The organism is Alteromonas sp. 009811495, from assembly GCF_028865455.1.
Lineage (GTDB): Bacteria > Pseudomonadota > Gammaproteobacteria > Enterobacterales > Alteromonadaceae > Alteromonas.
This window is the reverse complement of record NZ_CP113972.1, coordinates 2257125-2280530: the sequence shown is the minus strand read 5'-3', so window position 1 is coordinate 2280530 and position 23406 is coordinate 2257125. Positions and strand designations below refer to the sequence as shown.

Below are 23406 nucleotides of genomic sequence, written 5' to 3'. Positions count from 1 at the left end.
ATAACTTCTTTTAGTTACAGATAGCGATGCTCTAAATAGCCATCCAACAGGATGGCTATTTTTTTATATATTCGTTGTTATAACACTTGGTTATGCTGAGAATAACCTTATAATACATCTTGATTGTTAACTAGATTTTATAAAACGTAGCAAGGCAAATTAAATGCAAGAAAGCGTGATGAAAGCGTGGTGGGATTCCTCGCACATGGCAGGTGCCAACGCTGCCTATGTTGAAGAGTTGTATGAAGCATATTTAGAAGACCCTCAAAGTGTCTCTGAAACTTGGCGACAAATCTTCGATAACCTCCCCAAAGTCGATGGCGTAGAGTTAGAAACCAATCATACAGCAATTAAAAATCAGTTTAGGCAACTTGCTGCGTTAGGGCCTACTGCCCGTATGTCTAGTCCATCAGTGCCTTCAGCAAATGTTTCTGATGACAGGCAAGTTAAAGTTCTTCAGTTAATCAATGCTTTCCGTTTCCGCGGTCATCAAAATGCTAACCTTGATCCATTAGGTCTTTGGAAGCAAGAGCGTGTTCGTGACATTGAACTATCTCACCACAACCTTTCTGAGCAAGATTTCGATTCAGTATTTAACGTAGGTTCTTATGCCATCGGCAAAGACTCTATGTCTCTAGGAGAGTTGTTTAAGTCGCTTAATAGAACATATTGTGGGTCAATCGGTGCTGAGTATATGCACATCACCGATACTGACCAAAAGCGTTGGTTACAACAAAAAATTGAATCAGTGCAGGCAAAACCTGAAATCTCACGTGATGAGAAGCTAAGCATTTTGAAAGGTTTGACTGCTGCTGATGGCATGGAAAAATACTTGGGTTCTAAGTTCCCAGGTGCAAAGCGTTTCTCACTAGAAGGTGGTGATGCGTTAATTCCAATGCTTAAAGGTTTGATTACCAAAGCCGGAACCGCAGGTACGAAAGAGGTGGTTATCGGTATGGCCCACCGTGGTCGTTTGAACGTGTTAGTTAACGTTCTGGGTAAAAACCCGTCAGTGCTATTTGATGAGTTCTCTGGTAAGCACGACGACTCGCTGGGCGCGGGTGACGTGAAATACCACGCAGGCTTCTCGTCAGACTTCGCGACGCCAGGTGGTAATGTTCACCTAGCGCTAGCATTTAACCCGTCTCACCTTGAAATTGTAAATCCAGTGGTGATGGGGTCAGTACGTGCCCGTCTAGCTAGACGTAATAACGACACCAATACTGTGTTACCAATTACCATTCACGGTGACTCGGCAATCGCTGGTCAAGGCGTGGTACAGGAAACCTTCAATATGTCACAAACTCGCGGCTTTGCTGTGGGTGGTACCGTACGTATCGTGGTAAACAACCAAGTTGGTTTTACTACATCTAAGACAGAAGACACACGCTCAACGCAATACTGTACTGACATTGCGAAAATGGTGCAGGCACCTATTTTCCACGTTAACTCTGACGACCCAGAAGCAGTTGCATTCGTTACTCAGCTTGCGCTTGAATATCGCAACAAGTTCAAAAAGGATGTGGTAATCGACCTAGTCTGTTACCGCCGACACGGTCACAACGAAGCTGATGAGCCAAACGCAACTCAGCCGTTGATGTACCAAAAAATTAAAAAACACCCAGTACCTCGCGCTATCTATGCTGACCAACTTATTGCGGAAGGCGTAATAGAGCAGCGTGATGCTGACCGCTATATTGAAGAGTATCGCGCAGCGCTTGATCACGGTGCATGTGTGGTAGAAGAATGGCGTCCAATGACTGAGCACAGTGTTGACTGGTCTCCGTACCTTGGTCACGACTGGGATACACCATATGATGGTGCTGTTAGCGTTGAAAAACTAAAAGCACTCGGTGAGTCAATTACAACAATTCCTGAAGAGCACAAGCTTCAATCACGCGTTAACAAGCTTTATCAAGATCGTAAAGCAATGGTTGCTGGCGAGAAGCTACTCGATTGGGGTATGGCTGAAAACTTAGCCTATGCCACTATTGTTGATGCTGGCGATGACATTCGTATTACTGGCCAAGACTCTGGCCGTGGTACTTTCTTCCACCGTCACGCTGTACTGCATAACCAAAAAGATGCTTCTACTTATATGCCGCTTCAACACATTCGTGAAGGGCAGGGTGAAATTGAAATATATGACTCTGTACTTTCAGAAGAAGCGGTTATGGCATTTGAATACGGTTTCGCAACGGCAGAGCCAACGTGCTTAACTATTTGGGAAGCACAATTTGGTGACTTCGCTAACGGTGCGCAAGTAGTATTCGACCAATTCTTAAGCTCAGGTGAAGCAAAGTGGGGCCGTTTGTGTGGTCTTACCGTTTTACTTCCACACGGTTACGAAGGTCAAGGTCCAGAGCACAGCTCTGCACGTCTTGAGCGTTTCCTTCAAATGTGTGCTGATCACAACTGGCAAGTGTGTGTACCATCAACACCTGCACAGGTTTACAACATGCTTCGTCGCCAGGTTGTGCGTCCAATGCGTAAACCTCTTATTGTGATGTCACCTAAGTCATTGTTACGTCACCCGCTTGCTGTATCTTCAATGGAAGAATTGGCGGAAGGTAAATTCCACAATGTTATCGGTGAAATTGACGATATTGATCCGAAGAACGTTAAGCGTGTGGTGATGTGCTCAGGTAAGGTTTACTACGATTTGTTAGATCAGCGCCGTAAAAATGAGCAAACAGACGTTGCAATCATACGTTTAGAGCAACTTTATCCATTCCCACAAGAAGAATGCGCTAAAGTTGTGGCACAATACAGCCATGTTAAAGATTGGGTTTGGTGCCAAGAAGAGCCTCAAAACCAAGGTGCTTGGTATTGTAGCCAACACCACTTCTGGCAAGCAATTCCAGATGGTGCAAAATTAACATATGCGGGCCGTGATGCATCCTCGTCGCCTGCAGTAGGTTATGTTTCCGTTCACAACCAGCAACAGAAAGCCCTGGTTGAAGACGCACTCACAATTAAATAAGGAACAGTAATGACAATTGAGATAAAAGTTCCGGTTCTACCTGAGTCAGTTGCCGATGCCACCATTGCAACCTGGCACGTTAAAGCCGGTGACGCAGTTAAACGAGACCAGAACCTGGTTGATATTGAAACTGATAAAGTGGTTTTAGAAGTTGTGGCACCAGCGGACGGTACAATGGGTGAAATCTTAAATGAAGAGGGTGCGACTGTTTTAGGCGAGCAAGTCATTGCTAAGTTAGAAGAGGGTAGCGCTGCTGCTCCTGCTGCGTCTAAATCTGACGAGTCAAAAGAAGAATCAAAAGCTTCTGCACCGGCTGCATCAGGTAAAGCGTCTGACGTAAAAGTGCCTGTACTTCCAGAGTCGGTTGCTGACGCTACTATTGCTACATGGCATGTTGCGGTAGGCGAAGCAGTATCACGCGACCAAAACTTAGTAGATATCGAGACAGACAAAGTTGTTCTTGAAGTTGTAGCGCCTGCTGACGGTTCACTAAGCGAAATCATTGCAGAAGAAGGTGCAACGGTAACGGCTGAAGAAGTGATTGCAAAGTTTGTTGAAGGCGCAGCAAGCGGTGCATCTGCACCTGCGGCATCTGCCGAGTCTGACGATAGCGACGACAGCAGCGATGCACTAAGCCCTTCAGTACGTCGTCTACTTGCTGAAAAAGGCGTAGATGCGGCGAAAGTGAAAGGCACAGGTAAAAATGGCCGCATCACTAAAGAAGACGTAGAAAAGTATCTTAAAGGCGGCGACAGCTCAGCTAAGGCAGCGCCTGCAGCAGCTGAAGCACCAGTGGCAGACTTGCCAACGGGTAACCGTACTGAAAAGCGTGTTCCTATGACACGTCTTCGTAAGACTATTGCAAACCGTCTTCTTGAAGCGAAAAACTCTACTGCAATGCTAACTACGTTTAACGAAGTTAACATGAAGCCTATCATGGACCTTCGTAAGCAGTATCAAGAGAGCTTCGAAAAACGTCACGGCATTCGCTTAGGCTTTATGTCGTTCTACGTTAAAGCGGTTACTGAAGCACTTAAGCGCTTCCCAGAAGTTAACGCGTCAATCGACGGTGATGACATTGTTTATCACAACTACTTCGACGTATCGATTGCCGTTTCTACACCACGTGGTCTTGTGACGCCAGTACTTAAAGATACTGACACGCTCGGCATGGCAGGTGTTGAAAAAGGAATTAAGGAACTAGCACTTAAAGGTCGTGACGGAAAACTGTCATTGGCTGAACTACAAGGTGGTAACTTCACAATCACCAACGGTGGTGTGTTTGGTTCACTAATGTCTACACCAATCATTAACCCGCCACAAAGCGCTATCTTGGGCATGCACAAAATCCAAGATCGTCCAATGGCAGTTAATGGCAAAGTAGAAATTCTACCAATGATGTACCTAGCACTTTCTTATGACCACCGCATTATCGATGGTAAAGAGTCAGTTGGGTTCTTGGTAACAGTTAAAGAGATGCTAGAAGATCCAACACGTTTACTACTAGACGTATAAGACTTTCGTCTCACTTAATTGTGGTTGGGCGCTTAGCTTGTGTTATCTTGCTTAGCGCCTAACGCAACGCTGATATTTACCCTATAATATCAGTCTAAATAATCAAGTCGCATACGCGGCTTTTGTCTTACTAAAAATCGGATAGAAACACCATGAATTTGCATGAATACCAAGGTAAGCAGCTATTCAAAGAATACGGTTTGCCTGTTTCTGAAGGATACGCAGCAGACACTGCTCAAGGTGCTGTAGAAGCCGCTGACCGAATCGGCGGAGAAGAGTGGGTAGTTAAGTGTCAGGTACACGCGGGCGGTCGCGGTAAAGCTGGCGGTGTAAAGCTAGTTAAAAACAAAGACGACATTCGCGCTTTCGCTGAAAACTGGCTTGGCAAAAATTTGGTGACTTTCCAGACTGACGAAAATGGTCAGCCTGTGAGCAAAATCCTTGTTGAATCTTGCACAGATATCGCTAACGAGCTTTACCTTGGTGCAGTAGTTGACCGTACAACCCGTCGCGTTGTATTTATGGCATCTACTGAAGGTGGCGTTGAGATTGAAACTGTTGCAGAAGAGACTCCAGAAAAAATTCTTAAAGCTGAAATCGACCCAATTGTAGGTCCTCAGCCTTACCAAGCACGCGAAATGGCGTTTGCTCTTGGTCTTTCTGGCGTTCAAATTAAGCAATTTACTCAAATCTTCCTTGGCCTAGCTAAGATGTTTGAAGAGCTTGACGTTGCGCTTATCGAAATTAACCCGCTAGTAATCAAAACTGACGGTAACCTACACTGCCTAGACGCAAAAGTAGGTATCGACGGTAACGCACTATATCGTCAGCCTAAGCTGAAAGATATGCAAGATCCTTCACAAGAAGACGCGCGTGAAGCACACGCGGCTCAGTGGGAGCTTAACTATGTTGCACTAGACGGTAACGTAGGTTGTATGGTTAACGGTGCAGGCCTAGCAATGGGTACAATGGACATCGTAAACCTACACGGCGGCAAGCCAGCTAACTTCCTAGATGTTGGTGGCGGCGCGACTAAAGAGCGTGTAGCTGAAGCATTCAAGATCATCCTTTCTGATGACAATGTTAAAGCGGTATTGGTTAACATCTTCGGTGGTATCGTACGCTGTGACATGATTGCAGAAGGTATTATCGGTGCGGTTAAAGAAGTAGGCGTAGAAGTACCAGTAGTTGTACGTCTAGAAGGTACCAATGCAGAGCTTGGCCGTGACGTTCTAGCGAACTCTGGTCTTGATATCATCGCTGCTGAATCGCTAACTGATGCAGCACAGAAAGTTGTTGCTGCAGCGGAGGGCAAATAATGTCTGTATTAATTAATAAAGATACTAAAGTAATTTGTCAGGGTTTCACTGGCGGTCAGGGTACATTTCACTCTGAACAAGCAATTGCTTACGGTACGCAAATGGTTGGTGGTGTTACACCAGGCAAAGGCGGTACTGAGCACCTAGGTCTTCCAGTATTCAATACTGTACGTGAAGCGGTAGAAGCAACTGGCGCAACTGCAACAGTTATCTACGTACCAGCACCTTTCTGTAAAGATTCAATTGTTGAAGCTGCAGATGCGGGTATCGAGCTAATCGTATGTATCACTGAAGGTATCCCAACGCTTGATATGCTTTACGTTAAAGAATACGTAGAAGCAAAAGGCGTTCGCATGATTGGTCCAAACTGCCCAGGTGTTATCACTCCTGGAGAGTGTAAAATTGGTATCATGCCTGGTCACATTCACAAGCCTGGTAAAGTAGGTATTGTTTCTCGCTCTGGTACACTTACGTACGAAGCGGTTAAGCAAACTACTGACGAAGGTTTCGGCCAGTCTACCTGTGTTGGTATCGGTGGCGACCCAATTCCTGGTTCAAACTTCATCGACATCCTTCAGATGTTCCAAGACGACCCACAAACAGAAGCTATCGTTATGATCGGTGAGATCGGCGGTACTGCAGAAGAAGAAGCGGCTGCATTCATCAAAGCGAATGTAACTAAGCCTGTTGTTTCTTACATTGCAGGTGTAACGGCTCCTCCAGGTAAGCGTATGGGTCACGCTGGTGCAATCATCGCAGGCGGTAAAGGTACTGCTGATGAGAAATTTAAAGCACTAGAAGACGCAGGCGTTAAGACTGTACGTTCGCTAGCTGACATCGGTAAAGCACTACGCGAAACTACCGGTTGGTAATAAGCGCTAGCAAGCAAGATGTTAAAAGCCCGCTTTAAGCGGGCTTTTTTGTGCACGTAATCGCTAGTAGGCATAGTGATGTCATATGCAAACGTATTCAGTTTGTAAAGGAAAGGTTTGTAAGTAACATGACATTAAAATTTTTCGTTAAAAAAGTATAAAGACAATGATAAAGAAAACAGCCGTTGCTTGCTTTGCCTCTTTTATTGCCTGTGCATCATTTGCCGATGAATACTTAACCTTTTTCATGGCTGGCCAATCAAATATGGATGGGTATGGCTACGTATCAGACTTACCAAAAGCACTTAATGGTCAGCAAGATGTCATGATATTTCATGGAAATGGCGTTTTTGATAACCAATCTGGCGGCGGTGAAGGTGTTTGGGATTTACTTTCCCCTGGTCACGGTACGGGCTTTTCATCAAATGGTAAGGACAACACGCTTTCCAATAGGTTTGGCTCTGAGCTGTCATTTGCTCAACGAATTCAGGCGTTATATCCAAACAAGAAAATCGCGATAATAAAGTACGCGGTGGGAGGTACTGGATTGGCGCCTAATACTGGTTATAGCAATTGGTATCCAAACTTCAATGAGGGCAAAGGCCTAAATCAATATGACTTTGCCCTTCGAACTATTACAAATGCCTATGCTCATCACGATATCAATAATGATGGTAATCCAGATACATTGAAACCTATGGGTATTATTTGGATGCAAGGTGAAGCTGACGCGCATGCCAGTCCAGAATCTGCAGATTCTTATCTTAATAACTTAACGGCTTTAATGAACCTATTTCGCGCAGCGCTTAGAGTTGATGACTTACCTGTCGTTATTGGAAAAATTACTGACTCTGAACTCGGTGAAGAGGATATTATGCCTTACATAAGTAGAGTGCACCTCGCACAACAACTCTTTGTAGGCAAAGACACCTGTGCATTTTATATGACTAACTCTGACAGTTATACCTACGGTGATGATCCATGGCACTACACGAGTAAGAGCTTTATTGAAATGGGTAACGACTTTGCAAATGCTTATCACACACTAGCAAAACAGTGCAGTGTGGAAGGTAAGTAATATGTCTAAGAAAACCACTACATCGTATTTACTCATACCAGTATTAAGCCTTTTTGTAGCATTTTCGAGCTTTGCGTCTAAAGAGGTCCCTTATCAAAACGATTGGTTAAAAGCGCATTACCAGCACCGATTAGCGCTTTTCTCGACGCAGCCGGTAAATGAAGGCGATATTGTTTTTATTGGTGATAGCCTTACGGAGTTAGGTGCAAATTGGGCAGTCCGATTCGAGAACTTGAAAGTTCGTAATAGAGGAATACGTGGTGATACGACTTATGGTGTTTTAGCGAGATTGGATGAGTTAAAACAAAGCAAGCCGTCAGCTGTTTTCCTGTTGATCGGCATAAATGATATTTTCAATATAGTTTATGAAAATCAAATTGAGAAGTTATCGGATACTGCAACAAACATTAATAAAATAGCTAAGCAGTTGAAATCGTCCCTCCCTAACACTCAAATCTTCGTACTTGGCCTGCTTCCTGACCACCGCGACTTTATTACTGTGATGGCGAAAGAAGGAAATAATCAACTATCTTCACAGGAAAGTGAAAATTTCACCTTTATCAACTTTCATGATTTACTTTCCGTTGATGGGACAATGAATGCAAAACTAACGACAGACGGAACTCACCTAAACGAGGAAGGTTACAAAATTTGGAAGAAAGCACTTCAGCCTTATTTGGATAGTTTAAAATGAAAGCTCACACAGTTTTGTTCATTGCATTGGCTTCATGTTTTCAAGAAGCCGGAGCCGACGTAACTTATCCAGATGGAAGTAAAAAGGCGGTAATTTTTAGTTTTGACGATGGGCTAGAACAAGACAAAAGGTTAGTAGAACTACTTAATCAATATGGCCTTGTAGGAACATTTAATTTGAGTTCTGGGTTGTTTTCCCAAAACGCGCTCTGGTTAACAGATTTCCTCGGTGAAACTAGTCGGTATGTTGCCCGTGAAAACGTCGCATCATTGTATGTAAAACATGAGATTGCTAGCCATAGCCATACTCATCCTGTCCTTCCAAACCTAAAACATAGCGATGCAAAATATCAGGTTACGAAAGACAAGACGTTATTGTCTGAATTAGCTTCGTATCCAGTCGTTTCCTTTGCATACCCGCTAGGTGCTTATGATGACGCTACTATTGAAGTTATTAAAGCCGCCGGATTTACAAATGCTCGAACGGTACAGAGTACAAACAGCTTTACTTTGCCAAGTAATTTATTCGAGTGGCATCCGACCGTTCACCACAGTGAAGCACTATCATTTGCAAAAGAGTATGTTGAATTGAATGAGGACGAGCTCACGGTTTTTATGGTGTGGGGGCATTCTTGGGAGTTTGATCAAAACCTACCAAAAAATAATTGGGATTACTTCGAAACTGTTTTACAAACGCTAGCCGGCAAGGACGATATTTGGTATACCACGGCAGGAGAGTTTGCTCTGTTTTACAATGCCAATTAGAGACTAGATACGAAGTTGGCCCTATAAACTTGCTAACACTTCTGTAACCTTCCTTCCTATATTTGTCAAAAATGTTACTCATCATTTATGTAATAAAATTTCATAAATGCGTGTGTTTAGTGGGGTTTTGCACTTATTTTGTAAATTTCATTCAATTTAAAAGATCGGATTGTTAAATTGGTGTTGCATAAAATTTATTGAATACGTATGCAGGCAATTGTGCAAAAGGTAGGTCCTCTATAGCATTATCCCGACGAGATGTATTGTCATTTAATTGTCATAAGAACAACAAAAAGACAACAACTATAACCGTATGGGACACCCGTTTTATGAAACAATTTAAACCCAACTTAATTAAAGCTGCGCTTATTTCAGGCGGTGTAGCACTTGCTTCTACACCTGCTTTTGCACAAGAAGCAAATACTGATGCAGTTGATGAAGAAAACCTTGAAGTTATTCAAGTGAGTGGTATTCGTGGCAGCTTACAACGCGCCCAGGCGATCAAAATGGACAACACGTCTATTGTTGAAGCGCTTTCTGCAGAAGACATTGGTAAGTTACCAGATACAAGTATCGCAGAGTCAATTGCTCGTCTTCCTGGTCTAGCCGGTGAGCGTCGTAATGGCCGTACTAGTGGACTTTCAGTTCGTGGTTTCAATGAAAACTACGTTGGTACAACACTAAACGGTCGCGAATTATTAGGTATGGGCGATAACCGTGGGGTTGAGTTTGATCTTTATCCAACGGAAATTGTTTCTAACATTCTAGTTTATAAAACGCCTGAAGCGGGTCTTATGACTCAAGGCATCGGTGGTACTGTTGACATTCAAACGGTAAGCCCTCTAAGTGCTCAGAAAACCGTTGCTATTAACGGTTCATACGAAAAGAACCAAGAAGACTCAGGCAACCCTGACTTCGATAATAATGGTCACCGCCTTTCATTTAACTATGTTGATCAGTTTGCTGATGACAAGATTGGTGTAGCGCTAGCGATTGCTGATATGGAATCGCCTCGTCAGGCTCAACATTTCCGCGGTTGGGGTTATGCGAATGCTAATCCAGCTAATGCTGCTGAGGGCGTTGAAGTACCAGAAGGCACAGTTATTCTTGGTGGTCACGATTCATTCACACGTTCAGCTATGCTAGAGCGTACGTCGATTGCCGGTGTTATTGAATATGCACCATCTGATAATCTCAAAGTTCAATTTGATGCTTTGTACATCGACTTCGAAGAAAACGACGTTCGTCGTGGTGTTGAAGAAGGTGGTGCAGAGTGGGGTACTGGTGCCTACACAATCACTGGCGTAGAAGACGGCCTTGTAACCTCTGGTTACTACGATGGCTTTTTATCAGTAATTCGTAACGATTCTCGTCAACAAAAAGCAGAATTGACCACTTTTGGTCTTAACGTTGAATATGTAATCAACGACAACTGGACAGCGACGTTAGATGTGTCGACGGGTGAAGTTGATAAAACAATCACTGATATCGAAAGTTATTCAGGTGTGGGTCGAGCAGGTATTGATGGTCGTCCACTTACGCCACGCGCTTGGACAATGACGTCTACTGGTGCGGTGTATAGCGATCACCCTTCGCTAGATAGTGTTGATCTTGGCGACCCTAATTCAATCTATCTTGCAGGCCCACAAGCATGGGGTGGTTCACTTACTCCAGTAGAGCGCTTCCAAGGCGTAGAAGGTTTCGGTCCTGACACTGCACAAGATGGTTTCGTTAACGAACCTATTTTTGACGAGTCATTAGATGCTATTCGTCTAGACCTAGAAGGTTTTGTTGAGTGGGGTATCTTCACTAAACTAACTGCTGGTGTTAACTATCAAGAACGTGAAAAAACTAAGGACAACAATGGTGCTTACCTAACTGCACCTACTTGGCCTGACCAAGAGCTAGTGCCAAACCCAATTGGTACAGCTGATTTGAGCTTTATTGGTATTGACGGCGTAATTGCTTACGATGGTCTTGGTCTATATCAAAGTGGCTATTATATTGAAACGCCTGCTGAATTATTTGAAAACGGTCGTTTCGGTGACTCATATACCATTAAAGAAGATATTTTAACTGCGTTTGCAAAATTAGATATCGAAACTGAAATTGGTGATGTTTTAGTGTTTGGTAACCTTGGTCTACAAGTTGTTAATGTTGACCAAACTGGCTCTGGTTTTAACACCACGACTGGACCTACTGGTTTTACCGCAGTTACGCCAATCTCTGATGGTGATTCTTATACTGACGTACTACCAACACTTAACTTAAGCTTTGAAATTGCTGAAAACCAGTTTATTCGTACTGCATTAGGTAAAGTGATTAGCCGCCCACGTATGGACGATATGCGTCCAAACAATACGGTAAGCTTTACGTTTAACGACCAGCAAATCATCTCTAGCGATATTGCAAATGGCCCTTGGTCAGCGAGCTCGGGTAATGCGCGTCTTAAGCCTTTAGAAGCCAATCAGTTTGATATTGCTTACGAAAACTATTTCGCAGATTCTGGATACTTTGCTGTTAGCTTCTTCTACAAAGATTTAACTAACTGGCACGTAGCGGGTCAAACAGTAGGTGACTTTAGTGATTCTTATATTGAAGGTTTCCACCAGACTTCAGGTCAAACCGACATCAACGGTGATGGTGTACTAGATGCTAACGACATCGTACCGCCGGCAACGTTTAACGGTGTAGTAAGCTTCCGTGAAGACGGTCTTGAAGGGTTCGTTCGTGGTTGGGAGCTACAAGGTAGCCTACCATTTGACATGATTCACGAGTCGCTAGAAGGCTTCGGTATGTTCGCAAGTGCAACGTTCCTTGATGGTCAACTAGATAACGGTGATGCAGTACCAGGTCTTTCTGAAGAGACCTACTCACTAACTGCTTTCTATGAAAGCAACGGTTTCGAGTTCCGTATTTCAGGTACTAAACGTGATGCATTCGCTACTGAGACCCGTGCTATCAGTCTTTCACTAGCTCAAATTCAAGATTTGGGTGTGAAGCAAGTTGACGCACAGATTGGTTACGATTTTGATGAGTCGGGTATTGAAGCGCTTAAAGGCCTTCGCGTAACCCTTCAAGGTCAAAACCTAACTGATGAGCCTACAATTCAAGCGAACCCTGGCGATGGCCGTCAGATCACGCAATACGAAACGTACGGACGTAACTTCCTTCTAGGTTTCAACTACACATTCTAATAAGTGCTTTCGGCTTGGTGAAATCAAGCGTTAGTTTAAGAATGTTGTAACAGAAACACTAGTAAACATTATGTAGTATCAAAGCCCCAAGACAGTAAAACGTATTGGGGCTTTTTTGTTGTATAGCAATTCAGGTCATGTTATCTAAGTGTAGTAAGTCAGCCGTATAAAGTGATGACAAAAATATGAAAAACAAAACGGTAAAAAATGTAGTAATCGTTGGTGGTGGCACTGCTGGATGGATTTCAGCGGCAGTAATTAAGCGACTCATTGGTCATGGCGTAAATGTAAACCTTATAGAGTCTGAAGAGATTGGTACAGTAGGGGTAGGTGAAGCAACTATTCCTCCCATCATTACCCTCAACAATGTGTTAGGCCTCGACGAAAAAGAGTTCATTCGTGAAACCAACGCTACCATGAAGCTTGCCATTAAGTTTGAAAATTGGCGGGTAGATGGAGAAAGTTACTTTCATACCTTCGGTGCGCCGGGAAAAAGCTACGCGTTTTGCCATTTTCATCATTACTTTAAACGCGCTCAAGAATTAGGTGTAAAAGATTCCATTTGGGATTATGACCTTAATTATTTAGCTTGTCAGGCTGGCAAGTTTGCGCATATCAAATCACCCGATCCAATCATTGAAATGCCTTATGCCTATCATTTTGATGCATCGCTTTATGCACGTTTTCTACGAAAAAAGTGTGAAGAAATGGGCGTGGTGCGCACAGAAGGTATGATCACCAGTGTTCAACAAAATCAAGAAGATGGTTTCATTAGCGGTGTAACACTAAGCGATGGCCGCGAAATAAAAGGCGATTTGTTTATAGATTGTTCGGGCTTTAAAGGCTTGTTAACACAGCAAACATTGAATACGGGGTATGAAGATTGGTCCCATTGGCTACCGTGTGATCGCGCTGTTGCTATGCCCTCTGAGCGTTTAGAAAACACATTGCCGTATACGCGTTCAATAGCGCATTCTGCGGGTTGGCAATGGCGTATTCCTTTGCAACACCGCAATGGTAATGGGTTAGTGTATAGCAGCAATTATTATTCCGATGATCAGGCGCTCGATATCCTTGCTTCTAATTTAGATACAAAACCGTTAGCTGAACCAAATTTCATCAAATTTAGAACCGGGCGAAGACGCAAGCAGTGGAATAAAAATGTGATTGCAGTAGGGCTATCTAGTGGTTTTCTAGAACCATTAGAATCCACCAGTATTCACCTTATACAGTCTGCGGTGGTAAGGTTGATTCATCTATTTCCTCATGAAGGCATCAAGCAAAAACAAGTTGACGAGTACAACAAGCAATCACAACTTGAGTTTGAACAGATCCGCGACTTCATTATTCTTCATTATCATGTGAATGAACGTGATGATTCACATTTCTGGAAAGATCTAAGAGAAATGGATGTGCCTGAAAGTTTAACTCATAAAATTGAACTGTTTAGAGAATCAGGCAATTTATTCAGAGAGCAAAATGATTTGTTTCTGGAAAGTTCGTGGTTGCAGGTGTTGATGGGCCAAGGTGTAACGCAGCGCGACTATCATCCGTTGGCCAAGTCGCTATCTGAGCAAAAAATACTAGACTTAATGCACAATATAAAACGCATTAAAAATGAACCCATTGGCAAAATTTCCAGTCATGATGACTTCTTAAAGCAGTATTGTGGTAATTAACACATTATGGATAAACCAAAGCACATTGTGATTGCCGGCGGTGGTACTGCTGGATGGATGGCGGCGAACTACTTTGCGCACAAATGGCAAAGTGACGTTGTAAAAGTAACGTTAGTTGAATCGCCTGATATTGGCATCATTGGTGTAGGTGAGGGCTCTACACCTACACTTAAGCGTTTTTTTCACGAACTAGGTATTCACGATAGCGACTGGATGGTGCGTTGCAACGCTACCTATAAGGTCAGCATTCAATTTAACGATTGGAGCCCTGCCTCAGGTGTAGACAGTTATCGTCATCCGTTCATTTCACAAACCGATACCTTTACGCAACGGGCGTTTGAAGTAAATTGTCGTACACGCAGATTAGGTTTAGACACGCACGTTAAGGGAGAAGACTTCTTAATAAACGGTGTGCTGGCCCAGCAAAACAAAGCGCCACTTACCCCCGATAATTTTCCTTTCAGAATGGAGTATGGCTATCATTTTGATAGTGCACTACTGGGTAGTTATCTGCGCGATCTTGCCGTAAGTCGAAACGTTAACCACGTTAGTGCAAACATCACTGATGTTGTATTACACGAAAACGGTGATATCCAGCAACTTATCACTGACAAGGGCAATATTGAGGGCGACTTTTTTATAGACTGCACCGGGTTCTCTTCAAAGCTTTTGCAGCAAACGCTTGGCGTACGCTTTAATAGCTACAGCGATAATTTGTTCAATGATTCTGCGGTTGTTCTTCCTACCGACGTTCAGTCAACGATATCTGTAGAAACACAATCTACAGCACTTCGCAATGGTTGGTGCTGGACAATACCACTTCAAAGCCGCACTGGTAACGGGTATGTTTATAGCTCCGCACATTGCAGCAGTGATGAAGCAGAAGTGGAACTTCGCCAATTCTTAGGGCTTACAAACTCAGATGTTGATGCTAGACATCTAAAAATGAAAGTGGGTCAGGTTGAAAAGCATTGGTATAGGAATTGTCTTGCACTGGGGCTATCTCAAGGCTTTATTGAGCCATTGGAGGCAACAGCGCTGCATCTTGTACAAATTTGTATTGAGCACTTTGCTGATCTCTATGAAAAAGGGCAGTTCACTAACGCGCAGCAGCATGATTTCAATACCTTCGCTAAAGAGCGCTTTGACCGGGTGCGCGATTATATTGTAGCGCACTACAAATTAAATACTCGCGATGATAGTGAGTATTGGCGCGATAATAGAAACAACACTAACTTGTCGCCATCACTGATGAAAATACTGCAATGTTGGTTTAATAGGGAAGATCTTAGCGAAGAGATAAAGCGGCAAAATATAGGAATGCACTGGGATTCTGTTTCTTGGCACTGCTTGTTAGCAGGCTATGGTGCATTTCCCGCGCTAGCGGCAAATCAACCAGGAAAGGGGGATCTTTATACCGAGCAAAATGTCGCGCAGTTTGTTCAAGGATGTGCACTTAATTTTAAAACACATGAAGATGTACTCAAACGGTGATCGTGCATTTCTAAGCCATTTTATACAGCGTATTTAACGATATGAATACGCTGGTTTTTCTCTTAGCAACGCCAATGGTTTTAACGTTGCTAATGCTCTCCTCGTCAGGCTTCCCACTTACTTAGTTAGCCTTCTCTTTATCAAATTCAAAACGACATTTTGTTATATTTATGTTTACATAATGTTAATGAATACGTATGCAGTGCGTTGCTCTCTTTTTGTACAAAACTGTACTATTTGGTGTGAAACAAAAGTGACATTTTTGGGTGTGGTATTCCTGAAAGTGTTGATAATAAACAAAAAGTGGGACACCAATGAAAACATTCAAACCCAGCACTATCATGGCAGCGCTTGTCAGTAGTGGAGTGGCGTTCGCACCATTCTCGCTGTATGCGCAAGAATCTCCCGAGATAACCGTCGACGAAGTAGAAGTTGACAATATCGAGCAAGACGCGGTTGAACGTATTGAAGTAAGAGGTTTCAGTACGAGCTTAATTCAGTCGTTAAATCAAAAACGCTTTTCAGATACGGTCTCTGAACAGATATCCGCCGATGACCTAGGTGGGTTACCAGATGTGTCGATGGCCGACGCACTTACTCGGCTACCAGGCATATCAGCCGTACGCACTGGCGGTCAAGCTGCGCAAATTAACATTCGTGGTTTGTCGGGAGACTTTGTGTTCTCTACGCTAAATGGGCGGGAACAGGTATCAACCAGTGGCAGTCGTGCCATAGAGTTTGACCAGTATCCTTCTGAATTAATAAGCGAGGCTGCGGTGTATAAATCACCCAAAGCGTCACTTATTGAAGGTGGTATCGCGGGTACCGTTGAGCTAAGAACGGCATCGCCACTTGCTATTGAAGAGCAGCACAAGTTTAGTGCCAATGTACGCGGAATGTACAATGACAGGGCGTCAGAGATTAGTGACGCCAAAGAATATGGTCATCGAATCAGTTTTTCATACCAAGGTAAGTTTCTCGACGACACGCTAGGTGTTTCCCTTGGTTATGCGCGTTTGTTTCAACCAAGTGTGTCAACGCAGTTCATTGGCTTAGCGTATAACGGCTTAGTTGATGTTGATGGCGTTGAAGGTGATGTTCAAGGTCCTGAGTCTTGCCCTGAGTGTGAGTACATTTCTGAAGGTTTCGAAATGCAGCATAAAGGCGGTGAAGAGACCCGTGATGGTTATGTTGCGGCGTTTGAATGGGCCCCTATAGAGACCTTCACACTTAAAGCTGATGCCTTCATATCTAAATTTGACTCTGAAGCATTTGCACGTGGTTTCCGCGTAAAGCTCGGAGGAATTAACGCAGGTATCACTAACCCTGTAGTTGTTAACAACAGCGTAATAGGCGGTACCTTCTCGCGTACGGATAACAGCTTTACCCGCGTTGAACTCGTTAACGATGATAACCAAGACTTCGACAGCGTAACTAATGTTGGTGTTAATGCGCACTGGGAAATTACACCTGATTTGGCTGTTCAATTTGATGTTTCACGTTCTAGCGCTGAGAGTGACTTTCGCAATGGGCTTCTTTGGTCTTTAGTTGGAGATGATGCCAACGCAGCCAACCCTGTATTTGATGAGAATGTGCAAATTTCTTATCTATTAAATGGCTTGGATCTGCCTGATCTTGGTTTCAATCAAATGGCTGCCTTTACTGACCTAGACCGTGTAATGGTGAGTAAATACGGTATTTACCCTTATGAAAATAAAGATGAATTAGACGCCTATCGCGTAGATTTTCAATACTACGTCGATACACCTATTATTTCGGGTTTTGAGTTTGGTTATCGCTACTCTGATAGAGAGTACAACAATGACCGTTCTGTTTTTGAGTACGGAAACGATAGCGCGTTTTCAGTTAGCCAGCCTCCACTTAGACTCACAGAGGACATGGTGGAACAAATCGACTGGTCAGGCGATTTTGCGTACTTCCCAAGCTATTTATCTATCGATTTAAACAGTGCTTTAAATGCGTGGTTTCCCGATGGCCGACCTATGCCGGTTCAAACATGGGGGCCTGGTGCAGCTGGTGTAATAAATGGTCCAGGTACTGGGCCCGCAACAGCATGGACACTTCAAGAAAGTGGCGATGTATTTGAAACAGTTAATTCAGCCTATTTGATGGCCAATATTAATACTGAAATTGGCGATCTCCCTATTACAGGTAATATTGGTGTTCGTTATGTTAAGAGCAAACAGAGTTCTACGACATTACAGCGTGCTACTCAACTCATTACTGACCCCGAGTCGGGTGTTACCGTTGAGCTCAGTGACCCAACTGCAGGTGCTCAAAACATTGCTGATGAAGTTGGGCTTATCAACAATTTTTATCGCCCGACGGTCATAAGTCACGAATACAACGATGTTTTGCCATCAATAAACTTAAACTTCAAATTGACCGATGACACACAACTTCGTGTGGCAGCGGCGAAAGTTATGGGGCGTGCTCCAATAAATCGTTTTGCGGCGAATGCATCAACAAATGTTGAAGTGGTAACAGCATTTCAAGATAGAGACTCTGGCGAAATTACGCTTTCAACACCTACCGCAAGAGTAAACGGAAGTGCCAGGAATAGCCCTTATCTAGAGCCGTTTTACGCGACGCAGTATGACGTCTCATGGGAATACTACTTTTCAGAAACCGAAGGTGCTTTGGTTATTGCAGGGTTTTACAAAGACATAGAGTCCTTTGTAGAAGACATTGAAATAGACCCTTACGATTTTGAAGCAAATGGCATTGTTACGCCTGACTCTGTTCAAGTGCCTGTATTTCTAACGCCTGAGTTCTCAGGACAAGAAGCTGAGTTAGCAAGGGATGAAAATGGCGATCCAATCTTTGTTACCGTACCAACGGAAAATGGAAGCTACAGCACCGCTGTTAATAATGCTGAGGGTGGCTATATTCGGGGTTTAGAAATTGCGTATACCCAAATATATAGCATGTTGCCAGGCATGCTCTCTGGATTAGGTGTTAGCGCAAGCTATTCCTATACAGAGAGTGAAATACAGCGAACGTTGGGTAATGGTGTTTACGCCGCTAACTTACCTGGCTTGTCGGAAAACGTGGCAACTCTCACCGTTTTCTGGGAATACGAAGGGTTTGAAACCCGTGTATCGAGTCGCTATCGCGATGCTTTTGTATCTCAACAAGTTGCGGTTAATGACCAAGTGGTTAATTTCGATTCTGAGTTAGTTATCGACTATCAGGCGTCTTACGAAATTAACGATAACTGGAGTGTACTTTTTCAAGTCAATAACCTGACCGACGAACCAACTAAAAGCTATTTCTCATCGCCAGAGCAGACCGGCACCATCCAATACTTCGGTACGCAATACTTCTTGGGGATGACATATCAACTATGAAAAATCTTACCTTAAGAACAAAGCGCAATGGCGAATGTACCGAATTTAGCAGTTTTAGTCTGGAGAATACTATGTTTACTAAAATGAGACTTTGGCGGGCAGCCTTTCTCGTAGTAGGCGGTTTAACACTAGCAGGTTGTGGTGGTTCTGGCGTTGAGTCTGGAACTAACGAACTGCTTACCTGTGATGTACCTAACGTACCAAATGAGTCGGGTACGGCTTGTGTTCCACCACCACCCATTCAGTGTGATGCACCAACCGTACCTAATGAAACGAATGATGCGTGTGTAGTGGGTGCAGACCCAGCCCTGCCAGCCCCTGTTTTTACACCATCTGACAACCAAGCGGTCTTATATTATAACCGCGCATCAGTTGATGCAGATAATTCAAGTGGCGACCCAGCTTATGAAGGATGGCGCCTACACACCTGGAATAATGATACCTGTGATGCTTATGCTGACCCAGATACTGACTGGGCGAATGGTCGTGTGCATACAGGCGTTGATCCGAACTATGGCGCTTACTGGGTACTAGACTTAAAAGACGGATACGGTGATTGTCATAACTTTATTATTCATAAAGGTACTGATGATGCGGGCAAAGAGATGGGAGGTGGTGACTTTAAAGGTTCATTAATACAGGACGATGAGACCTTTACGCGCATGAACTTCACGTTGTCAGGCGAACCCACTGTCTTTGAATTTCCCATTCTTTCATTGGGTCCACAAGCAGTCGATATTGAGGGCTTTGGTGCACATTGGTTAGATAGCAATACGATTTTATGGAATGTTCCTGAGTCAGTGGTGGACGTTAAACTTCACTATTCTGCGCAGGCAGACCTAGAAACGTCGCTCGATGATGGTATCAATGGCACATCAATAGGGCTTGTTGAAACGAGCTTAAGTGAAGCTCAAGCAGCGAGTGCGCCGCATTTAAGCGCAATGACTGCCTGGCAAGGTGACTGGTCAACAGATGATGCGAAGACAGTATTGACTACGCAAGCCGTCGTTGGCGGTTATGACGCAGAGGGTACTCTTGTTGCGGCCACTGGAATACAGATAGCGAATGCGTTAGATGCATTGTATACAAGTGGTGACAATGATGCCGATGAAGCCATGTTTGGCGCGATTTATTCTGATAGTGGCATTACTGTAGCGCTATGGGCACCCACAGCATCAAACGTTGACTTATTATTGTATAACGCAAGTAAAAGTCTAACCGATCGTCTTGAAATGACGCGAGATGATGCGTCAGGTGTATGGCGTTATGAAGGGGACATGTCCCTTGATAGACAGCTCTATCGCTATGAGATAACCGTTTATCACCCGGTTACCGGAAACATTGAAACGCTTTTAGTTACTGACCCTTATTCAGTTTCGCTAAGTACCAATGGCCGTTTTTCACGATTTGTCAATCTTGCTGATGAGGACTTAAAGCCTGAAGGGTGGGACACGCACGATATACCCACTATCGAAAACCCAGAAGATGCTGTTATTTATGAAGGACACATTCGCGATTTCAGCGTAAGAGATATGTCAACAAGCGAGGCAAACCGCGGTAAATATTTAGCGTTTACAGAAGAGGGGACGGCACCTGTAGCACATCTTCAGAAACTTGTTGATGCGGGTCTCAATTACTTTCACATATTGCCTGCTAATGACATTGCGACCATCGATGAAAGCCCAAGTAATACCATAGACTTGTACGATACCGTTGGAGCGCTTTGTCGATTAAATAGTAGTGCCGCTGTTTGTGAAGAAGAAAATGCCTCTACGTTACTTATTGATGTTTACAATTCTTACGACCCATTAGCACAAGCTGCGAAAGCACAGGCGTTAACCAATGATCTTCGCGGTGTAGATACGTTCAACTGGGGTTACGATCCTCACCATTTCAATGCGCCAGAGGGAAGTTACGCATCGAGCGCGGAAGGGGTTGAAAGAATCATCGAAATGAGAGCAATGATTCAAGCTTTGCACGAAATGGGTCTTCGTGTCGCACTAGATGTCGTATACAACCATACTAATGCGTCGGGTGTATTTTCAAAGTCGGTATTAGATAAAGTAGTACCTGGGTATTATCACCGCTATGAAACAGACACAGGTGCTATTGTAAGAGAGACCTGCTGTGACGATACAGAGCCGCGCAACATCATGATGGAAAAGTTCATGGAAGATTCGCTGCTTATCTGGACTGAGCATTACAAGTATGACGCCTTCAGGTTCGACATCATGAGCCAAGCAACAAAAGATACGATGATTCGCTTACGCGACGCTGTACAAATGCTTGATGAAGATAATTATTTCTATGGCGAAGGCTGGACGAAGATTGATCGTGGTTACGAGCAAGCTAATCAGCTAAACATGGCTGGCACTGAAATTGGGACGTTTAACGACCGCATTCGTGAAGCAATTCGTCAAGGCAATATCTTTAACCCTGAATCTGATTCGCTGCTTTACGACCAAGACCGCGTAAAAATGGGAATGATAGGCACTCTAAAAGACTACGTGCTAGAAACTTCATCAGGTAGTGCCGGTGCAACAAGTAATCTCGGCGGCTACGCCGAAGACCCCGCTGATATTATTAATTATGTATCTAAGCATGATAATGAAACCTTGTGGGATCAGCTCAATTATACCTTACCTCAAGACATAAGCTTGCAAGAACGCGTTCGAGCGCAAAACGTTGCAATGGGTATCAACTTAGTGTCACAAGGTATCCCGTTCTTACAGATGGGGGGGGACATGCTGCGTTCTAAGTCAATGGATCGCAACACGTACGACTCTGGCGACTGGTTCAACTACGTTGATTTTACTTACCAGACCAATAACTGGAATGTAGGGCTCCCGTTAGCACAAGACAACGAAGGTCGTTGGGCTGAGATGGGAGAGTTTATCTACGACCCAGAACGTGCAGCGAGTATGGCAGACATTACGTTTGCTTCAGACGTTTTTGCAGAATTGCTCGCTATTCGTATGTCTAGCCCGCTTTTCAGGTTGACCAGCAGTGAACAAATTATTGACCGCATCGGGTTTCACAATATTGGCGCACGCCAACAGCGTGGACTGATAGCCATGAGCATTGACGATGGTTTAGCTTCAGAGGGAGAAACACCTCGTGAAGACTTAGACATGCTGAATGACGCAGTAATGGTTCTGGTTAATACTGGCTATGAAGAAAAATCCATCACGGTAAATACTGCAACAGGTTTTACGCTTCACGCTATGCAGGTGAGTTCTGTTGATGAAGTTGTTCGCAGCGCTTCCTTTACTGAAGGCGAAGACGGAAACGGGATTTTTACTGTTCCTGCTATGACTATAGCTGTTTTTGTTAAACCTCAAACTGGTGCACAAGGTTACGGCTTATCAGCATTTGCAACATCAGGTGCACCAGATGTTGTGCCATATGGTGATACCACTGCGTATTTGCGCGGCGACATGAATGGCTGGTCGACTAACGATGCATTTACCTACCGCGGCAATGGTATTTATCAAGTTGCAGTAACACTTGAAGCAAGTACCACATATGCATTTAAGTTCGCATCTGAAAACTGGGATACCATTAACTTTGGTGCGGCTGACGGCGACAGTGGAGTGGTCGTTGAGAACGAAGAGAAAGTGTTAGCGCGCACCAATACTAACCTTTCATTCACACCAAGCATTAGTGCAACCTACTTGTTTATAGTAGACGCATCAGATAATGAAGCGCCTATTTTAACCATTGAAAACGAAGAGCCCTATGTTGGTACGTCTGTGTTCCTTCGCGGTGCAATGAATGGATGGGGCACTGACGAAGAGTTTGTGTATCAAGGGACTCGTGTATACACCTTTGCGCGTGTTTTATCTCCAGGCACTTACGAGTTTAAAGTAGCGTCAGAGGACTGGAGCACGGTCAATTTTGGAGCACTTTCAAACGATGATGCAGACCGAAACATTGCGCCAGGACAAACACTCTCATTAGGTCGTACTAATGACAATATGGTGTTAACTATTGAAGAAGAAGACCGCTATGTATTTGTCTTCGATGTTGATGACCCTGATTCACCAACAATAGGCGTATTTAAAGAAGCTTATTGGGGCGACACTGATGTATATGTTCGAGGTGGCATGAACGGTTGGGGCGCTGTAGATAGGTTTAGTTATCAGGGGGACGGTATTTATACTGCTGAACTGGAGCTTAGTGCCGGAAGCGTTGAATTCAAAGTTGCTTCAGAAGATTGGTCGACTGTTAATTTAGGTAACCCAAATGATGCTGACTCTAATGTTGTCACCATTGGCGAAACTAAGATATTGGGCGCTAGCAACAATAACTTGATGCTTGAAGTCGCTGAAGCGGGCCTGTATGAATTTAAGGTAACAGGCCCCGATGGTAATTCTCCAATGTTGTCAGTGACCAAGCAGTAATATGTGCTATTAATACTGACTATAAAAACCGCGGTCT

At 43.9% G+C, this 23406-nt stretch carries 12 protein-coding genes; all 12 read left to right on the top strand.

Annotated elements, in window-relative coordinates:
• Positions 1-163 precede the first annotated feature (163 nt).
• The 12 genes from sucA to OZ660_RS10335 all read left to right on the top strand — a co-directional run bounded on the left by sucA (position 164) and on the right by OZ660_RS10335 (position 23369).
• Positions 164-2983, top strand: a complete 2820-nt coding sequence (gene sucA / locus OZ660_RS10390) for a 2-oxoglutarate dehydrogenase E1 component (RefSeq protein WP_274740829.1) — start codon at positions 164-166, stop codon at positions 2981-2983.
• A 9-nt stretch (positions 2984-2992) separates the two neighbouring features.
• Positions 2993-4498 carry a 2-oxoglutarate dehydrogenase complex dihydrolipoyllysine-residue succinyltransferase gene (gene odhB / locus OZ660_RS10385; RefSeq protein WP_274740828.1) on the top strand — a complete coding sequence of 502 codons (1506 nt, stop codon included), beginning with the start codon at positions 2993-2995 and terminating at the stop codon, positions 4496-4498.
• Between the two features lie 152 nt (positions 4499-4650).
• The gene (gene sucC, locus OZ660_RS10380; RefSeq protein ID WP_025255208.1) at positions 4651-5817 is read left to right on the top strand and encodes an ADP-forming succinate--CoA ligase subunit beta; all 1167 of its coding nucleotides are present in this window, start codon (positions 4651-4653) and stop codon (positions 5815-5817) included.
• Positions 5817-6689 carry a succinate--CoA ligase subunit alpha gene (gene sucD / locus OZ660_RS10375; protein WP_014998326.1) on the top strand — a complete coding sequence of 291 codons (873 nt, stop codon included), beginning with the start codon at positions 5817-5819 and terminating at the stop codon, positions 6687-6689. The genes sucC and sucD overlap by 1 nt, the downstream gene beginning before the upstream one ends.
• Positions 6690-6855: 166 nt before the next feature.
• Complete coding sequence (locus tag OZ660_RS10370; RefSeq protein ID WP_274740827.1) at positions 6856-7767, top strand: sialate O-acetylesterase; 912 nt, start codon at positions 6856-6858, stop codon at positions 7765-7767.
• 1 nt (position 7768) lies between these two features.
• Positions 7769-8461 (top strand): GDSL-type esterase/lipase family protein, encoded by a 693-nt coding sequence (locus OZ660_RS10365; protein WP_274740826.1) that lies wholly within the window; start codon positions 7769-7771, stop codon positions 8459-8461.
• Entirely contained in the window at positions 8458-9225 is a 768-nt protein-coding gene (locus tag OZ660_RS10360) for a polysaccharide deacetylase family protein (protein ID WP_274740825.1), read from the top strand. The genes OZ660_RS10365 and OZ660_RS10360 overlap by 4 nt, the downstream gene beginning before the upstream one ends.
• 329 nt (positions 9226-9554) lie before the next feature.
• Complete coding sequence (locus OZ660_RS10355) at positions 9555-12422, top strand: TonB-dependent receptor (protein ID WP_274740824.1); 2868 nt, start codon at positions 9555-9557, stop codon at positions 12420-12422.
• Between the two features lie 185 nt (positions 12423-12607).
• Positions 12608-14101, top strand: a complete 1494-nt coding sequence (locus OZ660_RS10350; RefSeq protein ID WP_274740823.1) for a tryptophan halogenase family protein — start codon at positions 12608-12610, stop codon at positions 14099-14101.
• Positions 14102-14107: 6 nt separating this feature from the next.
• Positions 14108-15595, top strand: coding sequence for a tryptophan halogenase family protein (locus OZ660_RS10345; RefSeq protein WP_274740822.1), 1488 nt, complete (start codon positions 14108-14110; stop codon positions 15593-15595).
• A gap of 314 nt (positions 15596-15909) precedes the next feature.
• A complete protein-coding gene (locus OZ660_RS10340; protein ID WP_274740821.1) occupies positions 15910-18966 on the top strand; it encodes a TonB-dependent receptor in 3057 nt (1018 codons plus the stop codon).
• A 71-nt stretch (positions 18967-19037) separates the two neighbouring features.
• Positions 19038-23369 carry an alpha-1,6-glucosidase domain-containing protein gene (locus OZ660_RS10335; protein ID WP_274740820.1) on the top strand — a complete coding sequence of 1444 codons (4332 nt, stop codon included), beginning with the start codon at positions 19038-19040 and terminating at the stop codon, positions 23367-23369.
• Positions 23370-23406: the final 37 nt, after the last annotated feature.